13 protein-coding genes are annotated in these 12,310 nt (G+C 57.5%); 6 read left to right on the forward strand and 7 right to left on the reverse strand.

Features of this window, described 5'->3' with window-relative positions; genetic code table 11:
- Positions 1 to 26: 26 nt before the first annotated feature.
- The 4 genes from ACR0J0_RS00090 to ACR0J0_RS00105 form a co-directional block, all read right to left on the reverse strand.
- Positions 27 to 854, reverse strand: coding sequence for a polyphosphate kinase 2 family protein (locus ACR0J0_RS00090; protein WP_480660273.1), 828 nt, complete (start codon positions 852 to 854; stop codon positions 27 to 29).
- A 130-nt stretch (positions 855 to 984) separates the two neighbouring features.
- Positions 985 to 2,040 carry a methyltetrahydrofolate cobalamin methyltransferase gene (locus ACR0J0_RS00095; RefSeq protein WP_480660275.1) on the reverse strand — a complete coding sequence of 352 codons (1,056 nt, stop codon included), beginning with the start codon at positions 2,038 to 2,040 and terminating at the stop codon, positions 985 to 987.
- Positions 2,041 to 2,049: 9 nt separating this feature from the next.
- Positions 2,050 to 2,976, reverse strand: coding sequence for a methylenetetrahydrofolate reductase (locus ACR0J0_RS00100; protein WP_480660277.1), 927 nt, complete (start codon positions 2,974 to 2,976; stop codon positions 2,050 to 2,052).
- Between the two features lie 26 nt (positions 2,977 to 3,002).
- On the reverse strand, positions 3,003 to 3,299 hold the full coding sequence (locus ACR0J0_RS00105; protein WP_480660279.1) for a virulence factor: 297 nt from the start codon (positions 3,297 to 3,299) through the stop codon (positions 3,003 to 3,005).
- Between the two features lie 241 nt (positions 3,300 to 3,540).
- Between ACR0J0_RS00105 and ACR0J0_RS00110 the strand changes: the two genes are divergently transcribed.
- From ACR0J0_RS00110 to ACR0J0_RS00120, 3 genes are read left to right on the forward strand one after another with little or no spacing between them, the layout of a single operon-like run.
- The gene (locus ACR0J0_RS00110; RefSeq protein WP_480660281.1) at positions 3,541 to 4,653 is read left to right on the forward strand and encodes a Ppx/GppA phosphatase family protein; all 1,113 of its coding nucleotides are present in this window, start codon (positions 3,541 to 3,543) and stop codon (positions 4,651 to 4,653) included.
- On the forward strand, positions 4,650 to 5,006 hold the full coding sequence (locus tag ACR0J0_RS00115; protein ID WP_480660283.1) for a hypothetical protein: 357 nt from the start codon (positions 4,650 to 4,652) through the stop codon (positions 5,004 to 5,006). Before ACR0J0_RS00110 ends, ACR0J0_RS00115 begins: the two co-directional genes overlap by 4 nt.
- A 52-nt stretch (positions 5,007 to 5,058) precedes the next feature.
- Positions 5,059 to 5,775 carry an RlmE family RNA methyltransferase gene (locus ACR0J0_RS00120; protein ID WP_170424660.1) on the forward strand — a complete coding sequence of 239 codons (717 nt, stop codon included), beginning with the start codon at positions 5,059 to 5,061 and terminating at the stop codon, positions 5,773 to 5,775.
- Positions 5,776 to 5,777: 2 nt separating this feature from the next.
- Here the strand turns inward: ACR0J0_RS00120 and ACR0J0_RS00125 are convergent, their stop codons facing one another.
- The 3 genes from ACR0J0_RS00125 to ACR0J0_RS00135 all read right to left on the reverse strand — a co-directional run bounded on the left by ACR0J0_RS00125 (position 5,778) and on the right by ACR0J0_RS00135 (position 8,828).
- Positions 5,778 to 5,966 carry a hypothetical protein gene (locus ACR0J0_RS00125; protein WP_480660285.1) on the reverse strand — a complete coding sequence of 63 codons (189 nt, stop codon included), beginning with the start codon at positions 5,964 to 5,966 and terminating at the stop codon, positions 5,778 to 5,780.
- A 97-nt stretch (positions 5,967 to 6,063) separates the two neighbouring features.
- Positions 6,064 to 7,965 (reverse strand): multiheme c-type cytochrome, encoded by a 1,902-nt coding sequence (locus ACR0J0_RS00130; protein ID WP_480660287.1) that lies wholly within the window; start codon positions 7,963 to 7,965, stop codon positions 6,064 to 6,066.
- Positions 7,962 to 8,828, reverse strand: a complete 867-nt coding sequence (locus tag ACR0J0_RS00135) for a YihY/virulence factor BrkB family protein (RefSeq protein ID WP_480660289.1) — start codon at positions 8,826 to 8,828, stop codon at positions 7,962 to 7,964. The genes ACR0J0_RS00130 and ACR0J0_RS00135 overlap by 4 nt, the downstream gene beginning before the upstream one ends.
- Before the next feature lie 178 nt (positions 8,829 to 9,006).
- Here ACR0J0_RS00135 and ACR0J0_RS00140 point away from each other — a divergent pair, with 178 nt between their 5' ends.
- The 3 genes from ACR0J0_RS00140 to ACR0J0_RS00150 all read left to right on the forward strand — a co-directional run bounded on the left by ACR0J0_RS00140 (position 9,007) and on the right by ACR0J0_RS00150 (position 12,300).
- The gene (locus ACR0J0_RS00140) at positions 9,007 to 10,092 is read left to right on the forward strand and encodes an AI-2E family transporter (RefSeq protein WP_480660291.1); all 1,086 of its coding nucleotides are present in this window, start codon (positions 9,007 to 9,009) and stop codon (positions 10,090 to 10,092) included.
- A 3-nt stretch (positions 10,093 to 10,095) separates the two neighbouring features.
- Positions 10,096 to 11,208: an acetoin utilization protein AcuC gene (locus tag ACR0J0_RS00145; protein WP_480660293.1), complete on the forward strand. Its 1,113-nt coding sequence runs from the start codon at positions 10,096 to 10,098 to the stop codon at positions 11,206 to 11,208.
- Positions 11,209 to 11,322: 114 nt separating this feature from the next.
- On the forward strand, positions 11,323 to 12,300 hold the full coding sequence (locus tag ACR0J0_RS00150) for an AAA family ATPase (RefSeq protein ID WP_480660295.1): 978 nt from the start codon (positions 11,323 to 11,325) through the stop codon (positions 12,298 to 12,300).
- Positions 12,301 to 12,310: the final 10 nt, after the last annotated feature.

Below are 12,310 nucleotides of genomic sequence, written 5' to 3' on the forward strand. Positions count from 1 at the left end.
AGGAAAAATCGCCCTGCTCTATCGGGCTATTCCGTCCGGGCACGCAGACTGTCTATTAGCTCCTGGTCGACTTCCAACACCTGACGCGCGGCCTCCAGAGTGCGATTGTCCAAATGCTGAGGGTTCAGATCGATGTCCTTTGAGAATGCATCAACAATTGCCCGCATTGCTTTGATTCGAGCGTATTTCTTGTTGTTGGCTGGAACCACATGCCAGGGCGCAATATCCGTAGACGTTCGCGCCAGCATTTCATCGACGGCTACCTCTGTCTCATCCCATTTTTTGCGATTACGGAAATCTTCGTAGGTCAGCTTCCACCGCTTCATTGGGTTGTGCAGGCGCTCGGTGAACCGCGCCATTTGCTCGTCTGGTGAGATGTGAAAGAACAGCTTTACGATGCGGGTTCCGTCATCCACCATCATGCGTTCGAAATCATTGATTTCCTGATACGCGGCACGCCAGCGTTCTTCTGGGGTCAGCTTTTCGAGGCGCTCAACCAGAACCCGTCCATACCAACTGCGGTCAAACGCTGATATCGCGCCTTCTGGCGGCAGTCGCTCCCAAAAGCGCAGCAAGTAGTGGCGGTTCAGATAGTAATTACGCGGGGCACCAATTGGCCAAACCTTAAAGCTGCGAGGGTCCAGAGCCTGGCTGATCCTGCGGATCGTTCCGCCTTTACCTGCCGCGTCCCAGCCTTCGAATACGATGACGCCCTTTACACCGTGGAATAGAAACGCCTGCTGGATCAGTGCAAGTTGGGCCTGTAGTTCGACCAGATTCTCGAAATACTCATTTTTACCTAAACGCTTATCCAGATCAGCGTCTGCCAGCTTTGGTGGATGATGCTTGCCCATCTTCGCTCCTGACCTTTGTTGCAACATGCAATCAGTTTCGCAAACATATCAGGATCCAACGTTGATCGGCATCAATATGAAAAAGGCCGGGCAAAATGCCCGGCCTTTGTCGTTAGGATAAGCTGTTTGATCAGGCGCGACGGCGACGGCCTCCACCGCGGCGTCCACCAGCAGCAGCACCCGCTTCATCCGGAGCTTTGTTAAACTTGATCCATTCACCGCCGTGCGGGTCATTGTTGGTCAGCAGGTTGGCGGCGCGGATGGCCTCCATTTCCTTACCGGCGCGCGGCTTGGTCGAACCCAGACCAAACATCTGCACGAAGGCTTCGTCATCCATGCCTTCGGGCAGAATGATGCCAGCGGCTGCAACGGCCTCTTTCTTCTCGGCAATCTTCTTCTGCGTAATCGGCAGAGCCACCGGGTTCATGATCGCCGAGGTCATGCCAGCACCCATTGCCATTGGCAGGAAGGCGTTGTTGATGCCATGGCGGTTCGGCAAACCGAACGAGATGTTGGACGCACCGCAAGTGGTGTTCACGCCCAGTTCCTCGCGCAGGCGACGGACCAGAGCGAAAACCTGCTGGCCAGCGGTCGCCATTGCGCCGATCGGCATAACCAGCGGGTCAACGACGATGTCATGCGCGGGGATACCGAAATCGGCTGCACGCTCAACGATCTTTTTGGCGACATCAAAGCGGACATCGGGGTCTTCCGAGATGCCGGTGTCGTCGTTCGAGATCGCAACAACCGGAACGTTGTACTTTTTGACCAGCGGCAGAACCAGTTCCAGACGTTCTTCTTCACCTGTCACTGAGTTCAGCAGAGGACGGCCTTCGGCCGCATCAAGGCCAGCTTCCAGCGCACCCGGAACCGACGAGTCGATGCACAGCGGCACGTCAACCAGCCCTTGCACCAGCTCAACGATCTTGCGCATCAGCGGCGGCTCGGTCTCGTTCGGGTTGGGGTTCGAGTTGTAAACAACGCCCGCGTTGATATCCAGGACGGTTGCACCGGCCAGAACCTGGGCCAGCGCGTCTTTCTCAACGGTCGAGAAATCACCTGCTTCCAACTCTGCAGCCAATTTCTTGCGCCCGGTCGGGTTGATCCGCTCACCGATCACGCAGAAGGGTTCGTCAAAGCCCAGGACGGCGGTTTTTGTTTTTGATTCTACGACTGTACGGGTCATGTCCGATCCTTAGGAGTTTACAGGCTTTGCCGAGGCGCCGCCGTTGTTGATAGCCCAGTTGGCGTTGGTCTTGATGCCGCCAAGCGGGAAGAAGTGCACGTTGGTGATGTTGAAACCCGGGTTGGCCGCCTTGTGGTTCGCCAGTTCGGTGATCACATCGGTCGGCTCGTAAGGCAGCAGCAGCTTGGACACGTCCATCGCGCGCTTTTGCAGAACCTTCAGCGACGGGCCGACGCCACAGGCGATGGCAAATTTGATCAATGTCTGCAGCTTGGCTGGGCCTGCGATACCGATGTGAACCGGGATGTCGATACCCGCTTCTTTCAGGCTGTCGGCCCAAGCGATGATCGGCTTGGCATCAAACGCGAACTGAGTGGCCAATGCCATTTCGGCGTCTGTGGTTTCCGAAAACTTCTGTTTCCAGCGCAGAGCGTCGTCGACGTTCTTGGTCGAACCGTCGGGATCGATGTCCTTGTTCCCTTCCGGATGTCCAGCCACATGCAGACGCTTGAAACCCGCCTTGTCGAACAAACCGGATTCCAACAGCTGCATCGAGCTGTCGAAATCGCCATGCGGTTTTGCGACGCCACCGGCCAACAGCAGAGCCTGATCAACGCCTGCCTCGCCTTGGTACATGGAAATCCAGTTTTCCAGCGTCGCGGCGTCCTTGATGATCCGCGCCGGGAAGTGCGGCATGACCGGATAACCTTCGTCCGCGATCCGCTTGGCGGTCTTGACCATGTCCTCGATCGGCGTGCCTTCGATATGGGCAATGTAGACGCGGGTGCCTTCGGGCAGCAGCGCGCGGAAATCTTCGACCTTTTCGGCGGTGCGCGGCATCACCTCGATCGAATAGCCTTGCAAAAAGGCTTCGACGGTCGGGTTTACAGGGCCGTTTTCGACCGCATCACGTTTTTTGAAGTTCAGCAAAGCCATTGCGGCCTCCCATATAGATCTGGGGCTCATGCCCAACCGTCATTGGCGATCAGCGCTTTGATGCGGTCCTGATCGTACTCCGTTTCCAGACGCGTGGCTTCGGCCTCGGCAATCTCGGACGGTTCGCCTTCGACTGCAAAGGGTTCGGCCTTGCGCCATTCGGCCAGATAGGCATCGCTGTCCTTGGCGTTCACCTTCATGGCCGCACGGTCGATGGCTTGCTCAAACCGCTCCTCCAACTGCCGCTTAGCGCCACGGCGGCCTTTGCCGACGATGACTTGGGCTGGAATGTCGCGCCAGTATACGATGGTGACGTCAGGCATTGACTTTGATTCCTCCTAACCAGATGGACCGGTTCTAAACGTCTATGTGGGGGCAAGTCGGTCGAATTTCGACACACGGCGCATTTCCAGCGACCTTTTTGCCCACGATGGGATACAGGGCTTGTAACGAACTCTTCATCAAACGCGCACATCAAAATTCTCATCACTTTAATGAGCGTCTTGCACGACGCAATCGCGCAACCTATGGTCGGGGTAACTCGAAAAACGGAGGGCGTTGAAGATGGCGCCCAAGCGTCCCAGAGGTGCGGGCGCGTTCCCGAAGGCGGTCGAAAGCCCCGCGCCAGCAAGACCCGATCCGGATGCGTTATATGCGGCGCTGGATCTGGGAACGAATAGCTGCCGCATGTTGATAGCCCAGCCCAAGGGCAGTGGCTTCCATGTGGTCGACAGCTTTTCCAAGTCCGTGCAACTGGGCGCGGGTTTGGAACGGACCGGACGTTTGTCCCGGTCTTCGATGGCGCGCACCATTCAGGCGCTGCGCATCTGTCAGCAAAAGCTGAAACGCAACAAAGTCAGGCGGATGCGCCTGGTCGCGACCGAGGCTTGCCGTCGCGCGAAAAACTCGCGGGATTTCATCCGACAGGTGAAACGCGAAACAGGTCTGACGCTGGAGATCATCCAGCCCGAGGAAGAGGCGCGTCTGGCCGTCATCTCGTGCGCACCACTCGTCTCGACCAAGACCGAACAGTTGCTCGTCGTCGATATCGGTGGTGGATCCACCGAATTGGTCTGGATCGACATCTCATCGGTTCCACGCCGCGACCGTCCAGCGGCAATCATGCGGTTACACAATGGATTCCATCCCGCTGAAAGCCCCTTTCCTGCCGCTAAGGTGGTGGATTGGATCAGCGTTCCCTTGGGCGTTGCGACTTTACGAGACCAATTCCACGACGTCGAAAACGACTCCGCTCGCTTTGCCCTGATGAGCTGGTTTTTCGAAGAAAACCTCGCCGATTTCGCGCCCTACAAGGACGAACAGGCCCGCGAAGGGTTCCAGATCGTAGGAACTAGTGGGACTGTCACGACCGTTGCGGCCTCACATCTGGGGTTAAAGCGCTATGACCGGACCAAGGTGGACGGCCTGCGCATGACCAGTGATCAGATTGACAAAGTCATACGTGGGTATCTGGAACTCGGCCCGCAGGGTCGACGCCGTGATCCCCGGATTGGGGATGACCGGCAGGCGCTGATCATGTCCGGCTCGGCCATTCTGCAGGCGCTGTTAAGGTGCTGGCCCACCGACCGCCTTTCTGTGGCGGACCGGGGGCTGCGCGAAGGCCTGCTTTATGCACAGATGAGCGCGGACGGCGTGTTGGAAGACGGACCGTTTTGACAAAGGCCGCATTCGATATGCCGCTTTCAACAATTGCCATCGCCTATCGCTCGTCCACAGCAGCTACTACTGTATGCACCCTGGAGGCTGCTGGGTTTGACGTTTTTTGCCCCGGCTTTCATATCGCAAACAATTTTCCTCACTTCGCGCTGGGCATCGGTGGTATATCCATCGCTGTACCAGCGGCCCAGATGCCAGACGCCTTGGCGTTGCTGAAGAGTTTTTCAGAAAACTCTATGGAAAACAGCACCCTTGGCGACAGAGCATTGAATGGGCTGGGGTGGCTATTCTGCGGCGTTTCTTCTCCTTGGCCGGATTTGCTATTGAAAGATGCACCGATATCATCGGCTTGATACCCTTTCGGCGAACAGATAGACGCCTTGCAGTCTTCAGGAGACCCCAACTATGGCCAAAACACCAAGTGGCAAAAACACCTCGGGCCGTGGCCAACGCGACCTGAAGGTGAAAGTCAAAACAGCGCGCGGGCGCAAGCTCAGCTCGACCCGTTGGCTCGAGCGGCAGTTGAACGACCCCTATGTGAAGCGCGCCCAGGCCGAGGGGTATCGCGGGCGCGCGGCCTATAAGATTCTGGAATTGGACGACAAGTTTCGTTTTCTCGTTCCCGGCGCGCGCGTGGTCGATCTGGGGTGTGCCCCGGGTGGCTGGCTGCAGGTGGCAGTGAAACGCGTCAATGCTCTGGGTGAGAAGTCGGGTAAGCGCATCGGAACGGTACTGGGTGTGGACCTGCAAGAGGTTGAACCCGTGGCCGGTGCCGAAGCGCATGTTCTGGACTTCATGGAAGACGACGCCGATGTGAAGGTCAAGGATTGGCTGGGCGGCAAGGCCGATGTGGTTATGTCGGACATGGCGGCGGCCTCATCCGGGCACAAGCAAACCGACCACCTGCGCATTATGGCCCTGTGCGAAACAGCTGCCTATTTCGCGTTTGATGTTCTGGATGAAGGCGGCACGTTTGTCGCGAAGGTTCTGGCAGGCGGTGCCGAGGGCGATCTGCAGAAACTGTTGAAACAGAAGTTCGACAAGGTCGCGAATGTTAAACCCCCCGCATCACGGTCGGACAGTTCCGAAAAGTTCGTGGTCGCGACGGGATTTCGCGGCTGAAATCAATCGTCCAGCCAGCTCCGATCGCCGGCCAGCACCTGCTCGCGCAGCGAAGCAGAAGCTATGCCTTGCAGCAACAAAGCCTCGCCGTGGTTGATGTATTCGGGCGGCTTTGCCCGCAACTCTTCGACCCTCTGTGACAGGGCCAGCGGCCGTTTCAACTGAGACGTATGGACCGGTTTAAGAAACATGTGTCACCTGTAAGCTGGCGCAAATCTTGCCTCAGCTTCATCAGTATCCCTGAAATTTGCCGGTAACGTGGCGGAATCCGGGCCAAGCCATGCCGTATCAGCGGCCCAGCTGCTCCTTGAGCTGTTGCAGGTTTGGATCGTCCGGAACAATCTCCAACCCCTGTTCCAAAACGTCCAGCGCCGCCTGCGGTCCGCGATTGATCTGCGCCAGTTGCACCAGCATCGGCCACGCCTCGGCACGTTGCGGGTCCAGTGCGACGACCTCCTGAAAAGCCTGTTCTGCCGCCAGAGAGTTGCGGAAGGTCAGGGCCATCCCGCCCAACACAAGATGCGTTTCGGGGAAGTCCAGACGGTTGGAAATCGCGCCCTGCCATTCCGACATACCCTGCCCTGACAATTGCTGCTGTTCTGCAGTCAGGGCTTGTGGCGGAATGGTCAGGAACTCTTTCGCAGCAGAGATGCGCACGTTCTTCAGAGGATCAGAAAGCAGCGGCTCAAGGCGCTGAATCTGGTCGGGCAAGCTGGCCTGACGCTGCAAAGGCGCGGCATTGGCGCGAACCAGCGGGTCTTCATCGGTCAGCAACGCGGCCGTTCTGGCCGCCACGTCCGCGGACCCAAATGGTTGAAGAAGATACGCGGCTGTTGCACGTACGATCCCCGGCTGTTCCGGGTTAGTCGCGATGCCCAGCAAATCCTCGGGACCATCCGCGCGCCCGAGCGTGGCTGCCTCGAAGGCCGAGCCGAAATGCGGTCCTCGGCGCGCGCTGGTCGGGAACCAGCTTTCGATCTGCTGCGCTGCCCAGGCCTGACCCTGATCCTGATGGCAGTCTGTGCAGGCATCCTGCCCCAGCCCCAGATCAGGACGCGGAATGCGGAAGCTGTGATCGCGCCTGCCGTCCACGCCCATATAGACACGCTCGATCATATGGCAGGACTTGCACTGCGCGCTGTCGCTGTCCTCTGGGTGGTTATGATGTTCGGGGGTGTCGTACTCTTTCGCCGTCAATGTCGGAAACTCTGGGTTCCCTGCCGGGGAATGGCACTGAGTACAAATCCCGTTTCCGTCCGCTTTCAGCGTTGCGCTGTGTGGTTCGTGACAGTCCATGCAACCGACGCCGCGATCATACATCTTGGACTGCAGGAACGAGCCGTAGACATACACCTCATCCATAATCTGTCCGTCGGGTTGGTACAGCCCCGGTCTGAGCACGGCGAGGTTATACGCGTCATGGTAGGGTGTTCCGGGTACCGGATTGCCATCCCCGTGCGCCTCACGGCGGGAATGACAGCCTGCGCATTGCTGGATCTCTGCTTCGGTCTGCCCCCTGCCCCAATCCATGTTGAAACCCATGTCACTGAGACCTGCGGCAAGGTTTTGGCCCCCGACCCAGTCAATATGCGCCGAACCGGGCCCGTGGCAGGCTTCGCATCCTACGCCAATCTCAACCTGTACTGAGCTGTATGTCCGGGTTTCAGGCTCATAGTTCTTTTCGAAACCAGTCGCGTGGCATTCCGCGCATCGCGCGTTCCAGTTTTTATAAGGCCCGGTCCAGTGCAACCCATCGTTGGGCGGCAAGTCCTGATCGGGGTAAAGGTGGAACCACTGCTTGTTCTCTGTATCCCAGACAACATCAAAGCTTTGCAATCGACCGGGTTCGGTTTCGAAAAGGTATTGTTGCAACGGCTCAATGCCTACAACAGAGTGAACGCCATAGGTGGTGGCCACCCCGTCTTTCTCGGTGACTTTGGCCTGCAACGAACCATTCGTATCGGTAAACTCGACCGACATGCCATCATGGTCGAACCGCGTCCCACCAAAATCCGCGACGACCGCGCCATCGTCGACCTCGGTCCAGGCCAGCGCATGGTGAGATGTAGACCACGCCGCGGCTTCGTCCTCGTGGCATTCGACGCATTGATCCGACCCGACATAGACGGGCGATTGACCAAAGGCTGCAATCGGTAAGAACAAACAGACGCCAAACGCCAAAAATTTCACTGAGTACCCCGATTCTGTTCTTTTTCCAGATCCATCAGAGCACCGTTGTATTCGGCACCAAGGATCAAAATGGCAGCGCACAGGTAGAGAAAGATCAAGGCAGCCATCACACCAGCCAAACCGGCGTATGTGGCACTGTAGGTGGCAAACTGGGCGATGTAGATTGAAAACCCCCAACCTCCTGCGGCCCAAAGACCCAGTGTCAAAACCACCCCCGGCAGGATTTGCATCAACCTGTGTCGGCGGGTTGGCAGGATCATATGTGCCAGCACAACGATGCCTGCGGGCACCGCAACTGTAAACGTCCAGCGCAACCGGTCCACAGACAACCAGTCGGAAACGTTCAAATCCGTCTTCTCAGTTACCAACTGTGTGTAAAACGGTAAAACGACCTCGACCGCTGCGATCGCCAGGATAACCACACCGCCAACGATCACGAGACCAAGGCACAACAGCCGCGTTTTCCAGAACGGCCAGACATCCTTGTCATGATAGGCTTGGTTCATAGCTGCCCGCACCGCCATGACACCGTTCGACGCAAAGAAGATCGCCAAAAGACCACCCAGGGTGATGACGCCTGAACCAGACTCTTGCAGCACGGCACGCAGCTCGGCCACGATGGGGCCTGCGACATCTTTTGGCCAGGCGCCAAAGATCAGTTCGATCAATTCATCGGTGACATATCCTTGGGACAAAGACCCGGCCAATGCCACCGTGAACAATACGAACGGGAACAAGGCCAGCATCAAAGACATGGCGACGTGACTGCTCATCACAAAACCGTTCTTATTGTTAAATCGAACGATCGCCAGCCAAAGCGCCTGAACAGGCCGGCCAAGAGAGGGAATCACACGTGCGCTCATTCCCAGACCCTAACCCGCCTCGCCATTCCTCTGAAACGGCAAATCCCGCGTAAGTGTAAATTATCTCGCTCAAATATCTGGGCACATTGCAGAATCTTGCCCGCGCGTGCAGGATCACCTTCCAGAGCGATCACCAATCGGTGTAATGTGCCAAACGGCACGACAGGCGGGCTAATCAATGACTTTGGAACCAGACCAGAACTCTGCGGCACCGCGACTGAAGCTGTCGGTTGTTCGGGACACGACGATTGTAGCCACGCTGATCGTGCTGGGTTTGTACGCAGGTTCCGCCTTTCTGATCCCGCTTACAATGGCACTGCTGATCAACGTTCTAATCATCGCTCTCAGCGACCGGGTCATCGCGCTGACACGGGTGCCGGTCTGGCTGGCCAATCTGGCGGGAGTCACAGTCGTGCTGGCCGGTTTGTTCGTGATCATGTACATTCTCGGCAGTCAGGCGACCCAGTTCGCCCGGTCGATAAGCACCTATGAAAACCAATTCGACGGCGCGGTTCACCGTATTACCGGGCTGGTGGGCAATGACGTTACCAAGTTCATCCGCGACAACCTCGTCAGCATCGACATGTCCTATGTCGCGCGCGTGCTGCTCAGCGGTGCGACATCTCTGCTGAACCAGTTCTTTCTGATCAGCCTTTACGTGGCATTCCTGATGGCCGAGCGTTTGGCCTTTCGAAAAAAGATCCAGCTGGCAGCGGGCAATCCTGAAACCGGGGCCGAGTTCACGTCAATTCTGGATGCGATCACCTTCAGCCTGCAACGTTATGTCGGCGTAAAAACTTTCATCAGCCTGGTCACGGCAGGTATTAGCTATACCGTCTTCAAAGTCCTTGGGCTTGAATACGCGGAAACATGGGCAGTTCTGACCTTTGCGTTGAATTTCATCCCGTCGATCGGTTCGATTATCGCTGTGATCTTTCCGGCCATGATCGCTCTGGTTCAGTTTGAAACGATTGGGCCCTTCCTGATCATCGTCTTCGGTTGCGGCACCATTCAGTTTCTGATCGGCAACTTTCTGGACCCCGCCTTGCTCGGTCGGTCGCTGAATATGTCCACGTTTCTGGTGATCCTGGCGTTGACCTTCTGGACAACCGTCTGGGGGCTGATCGGCGCGTTCCTCAGTGTTCCCCTGACGGTCTGCATCCTGATCATCTTCAGCCATATCCCCGCGCTCAGGCCTGTGGCGATTTTGATGTCTCTGGACGGCCGTCTTGGCGACGACAACGCGCCCGCGCGCCAGCATTGATCGATGCAGAGCCCTGTTTTCATAGGGTCCGAAATCTATCGCCATTCGACTTATGGCTCCAAACATCCGCTGGCTATTCCGCGAGTTTCCACTGTCATCGACCTTTGCCGCGCGCTGGGATGGCTGACGGCGAAAAATTACCGGGTTAGCCCCTGCGCGAAACCAAGCGCCCTGCAAAGGTTTCATACACGCGACTACATAGCTGCCCTGCAGATGGCAGAGCACGATCAGAGTGTTTCGGATGAAGTCCGTACCAAATACGCGCTGGGCACGCTGTCAAATCCGGTGTTTCCGGAAATGTACCGACGCCCGGCTACAGCGGCCGGAGGGTCCATGCTGGGCGCGGAGTTGATCCGGGACGGCGGCATCGTATTCAATCCGGCCGGTGGCACGCACCATGGCCTGCCCGACCGCGCCAATGGGTTTTGCTATTTGAACGACCCAGTCCTGGCAATCATGACGCTTTTGCAGATGGGTCTGAATCGTGTCGTCTATGTCGACATTGACGCGCATCACTGCGACGGGGTCGAGGCCGCCTTTCGAGGCGCAGACAAGGTCCGAATGATTTCGGTCCACGAAAACCGACGTTGGCCCTTTTCCGGCACGCTCATGGATGATGCAGGCGGCGCATCTTTGAACCTACCGGTACCCAAAAACCTGAATGACGACGAGTTTTCAGCCATTCTTGACCAGTTGATCCTGCCTGCGACCGAAGCGTTTCAGCCCGAGGCAATCGTTCTGCAATGCGGAGCGGACGCCGTCGCCGAAGATCCGTTGTCGCGCCTGACGCTGTCAAACAACTCGCATTGGCAGACGGTCGCCGCGTTAAAACACCTTGCCCCGCGAATACTTGTTCTGGGCGGCGGAGGGTACAACCCATGGTCCGTCGGACGGCTGTGGACCGGTGTTTGGGCCACGCTGAATGGGTTCGATATTCCCGACGGCCTGGATGCCGAGGCACAGGCGATCCTTGAGGGCCTGACGTGGAACCGAGCGGCAGGCCGGCAACCTTCGCCCCACTGGGTGCAGACCTTGCGCGACGCACCAAATCACGGTCCAATCCGCCCTGAATTGAAGGAGGATCTGCGTCAACTGATCGCGCGAATTTCCCGGTAGAATGCCGAAGCAAACGCTGCTAAATTGCCGTTGTTACAAAGCTTTTTTTACCACACCGCATCCTGACAAAACTCGATGTCAGCTCCGTAATCTGGCGCCGATTGGAACTACGAGATGAATGCACTTAATCAGATAATTGAACTTAAATCCCGTATGGGACAGGCCATCATCGGGCAAACCGAGGTGATCGACCGCCTTCTGATCGGAATATTGGCGAATGGAAATTTGCTGATCGAGGGGCTGCCCGGTCTGGCAAAAACCCGCGCGGTCAAAGCCATGGCCAAAAATCTGGACGCCAGTTTCAGCCGGATTCAGTTTACACCCGATTTGCTGCCTTCGGATGTCACCGGCACCGAGGTTTTTCAGCAGACGGACGACGGCGGTGCTTTCCGCTTCGAGCCGGGCCCCATCTTCGCCAATATCGTCCTGGCGGACGAGATCAACCGCGCCCCGGCCAAGGTCCAGGCTGCTTTGCTTGAGGCGATGGAGGAACGGCAGGTAACCGTTTCGGGCACAACGCATAAGATGGAACCCCTGTTCATCGTGATGGCAACGCAAAACCCGATCGAACAGGAAGGCACGTATCCTTTGCCTGAGGCACAGATGGACCGGTTCCTGATGCATGTGCAGATCACCTACCCGCCGGTCGAGGACGAGGTTGAGGTGATCCGTCTGGTGCGGAACGAAGAGATCGCAGCCGGAATAAATGCATCCAACCAAATCCCACAGACCATCCCACAAGACGCCGTTTTCGCCGCGCGAGCGGAGATCGGACAGATTCACGTGTCTGACGCGATGGACCGGTACATGGCCGATCTCGTGCAGGCGACGCGAACCCCGGGCGCGCTCAGCGAGGAACTGGCAAGCTGGATCGACATCGGGGCCAGCCCACGCGCCTCGCTGGCTCTGGACAAGTGCGGCCGCGCACATGCGTGGATGAACCAGCGCGACTATGTCGACCCGGCCGATGTTCGCGCGATCGCACACGACGTTTTCCGCCACCGCGTCACGCTCAGCTTTGAGGCGCAAGGTAACGCCAAATCGGCGGATGACGTGATTTCGGAAATCCTGCAGCTTGTCGCGCTGCCTTGACCCCTGAGTA

Source organism: Ruegeria sp. BF12 (genome assembly GCF_056538705.1).

Bases quoted from the DNA above. Each gene is read 5' to 3' on its own strand.
- ACR0J0_RS00110 (WP_480660281.1), top strand. From the start codon at position 3,541: ATGGCGCCCAAGCGTCCCAGAGGTGCGGGCGCGTTCCCGAAGGCGGTC.
- ACR0J0_RS00135 (WP_480660289.1), bottom strand. From the start codon at position 8,828: ATGAGCGCACGTGTGATTCCCTCTCTTGGCCGGCCTGTTCAGGCGCTT.
- ACR0J0_RS00145 (WP_480660293.1), top strand. From the start codon at position 10,096: ATGCAGAGCCCTGTTTTCATAGGGTCCGAAATCTATCGCCATTCGACT.
- ACR0J0_RS00120 (WP_170424660.1), top strand. From the start codon at position 5,059: ATGGCCAAAACACCAAGTGGCAAAAACACCTCGGGCCGTGGCCAACGC.
- ACR0J0_RS00095 (WP_480660275.1), bottom strand. From the start codon at position 2,040: ATGACCCGTACAGTCGTAGAATCAAAAACAAAAACCGCCGTCCTGGGC.
- ACR0J0_RS00100 (WP_480660277.1), bottom strand. From the start codon at position 2,976: ATGGCTTTGCTGAACTTCAAAAAACGTGATGCGGTCGAAAACGGCCCT.
- ACR0J0_RS00090 (WP_480660273.1), bottom strand. From the start codon at position 854: ATGGGCAAGCATCATCCACCAAAGCTGGCAGACGCTGATCTGGATAAG.
- ACR0J0_RS00140 (WP_480660291.1), top strand. From the start codon at position 9,007: ATGACTTTGGAACCAGACCAGAACTCTGCGGCACCGCGACTGAAGCTG.
- ACR0J0_RS00150 (WP_480660295.1), top strand. From the start codon at position 11,323: ATGAATGCACTTAATCAGATAATTGAACTTAAATCCCGTATGGGACAG.
- ACR0J0_RS00125 (WP_480660285.1), bottom strand. From the start codon at position 5,966: ATGTTTCTTAAACCGGTCCATACGTCTCAGTTGAAACGGCCGCTGGCC.
- ACR0J0_RS00105 (WP_480660279.1), bottom strand. From the start codon at position 3,299: ATGCCTGACGTCACCATCGTATACTGGCGCGACATTCCAGCCCAAGTC.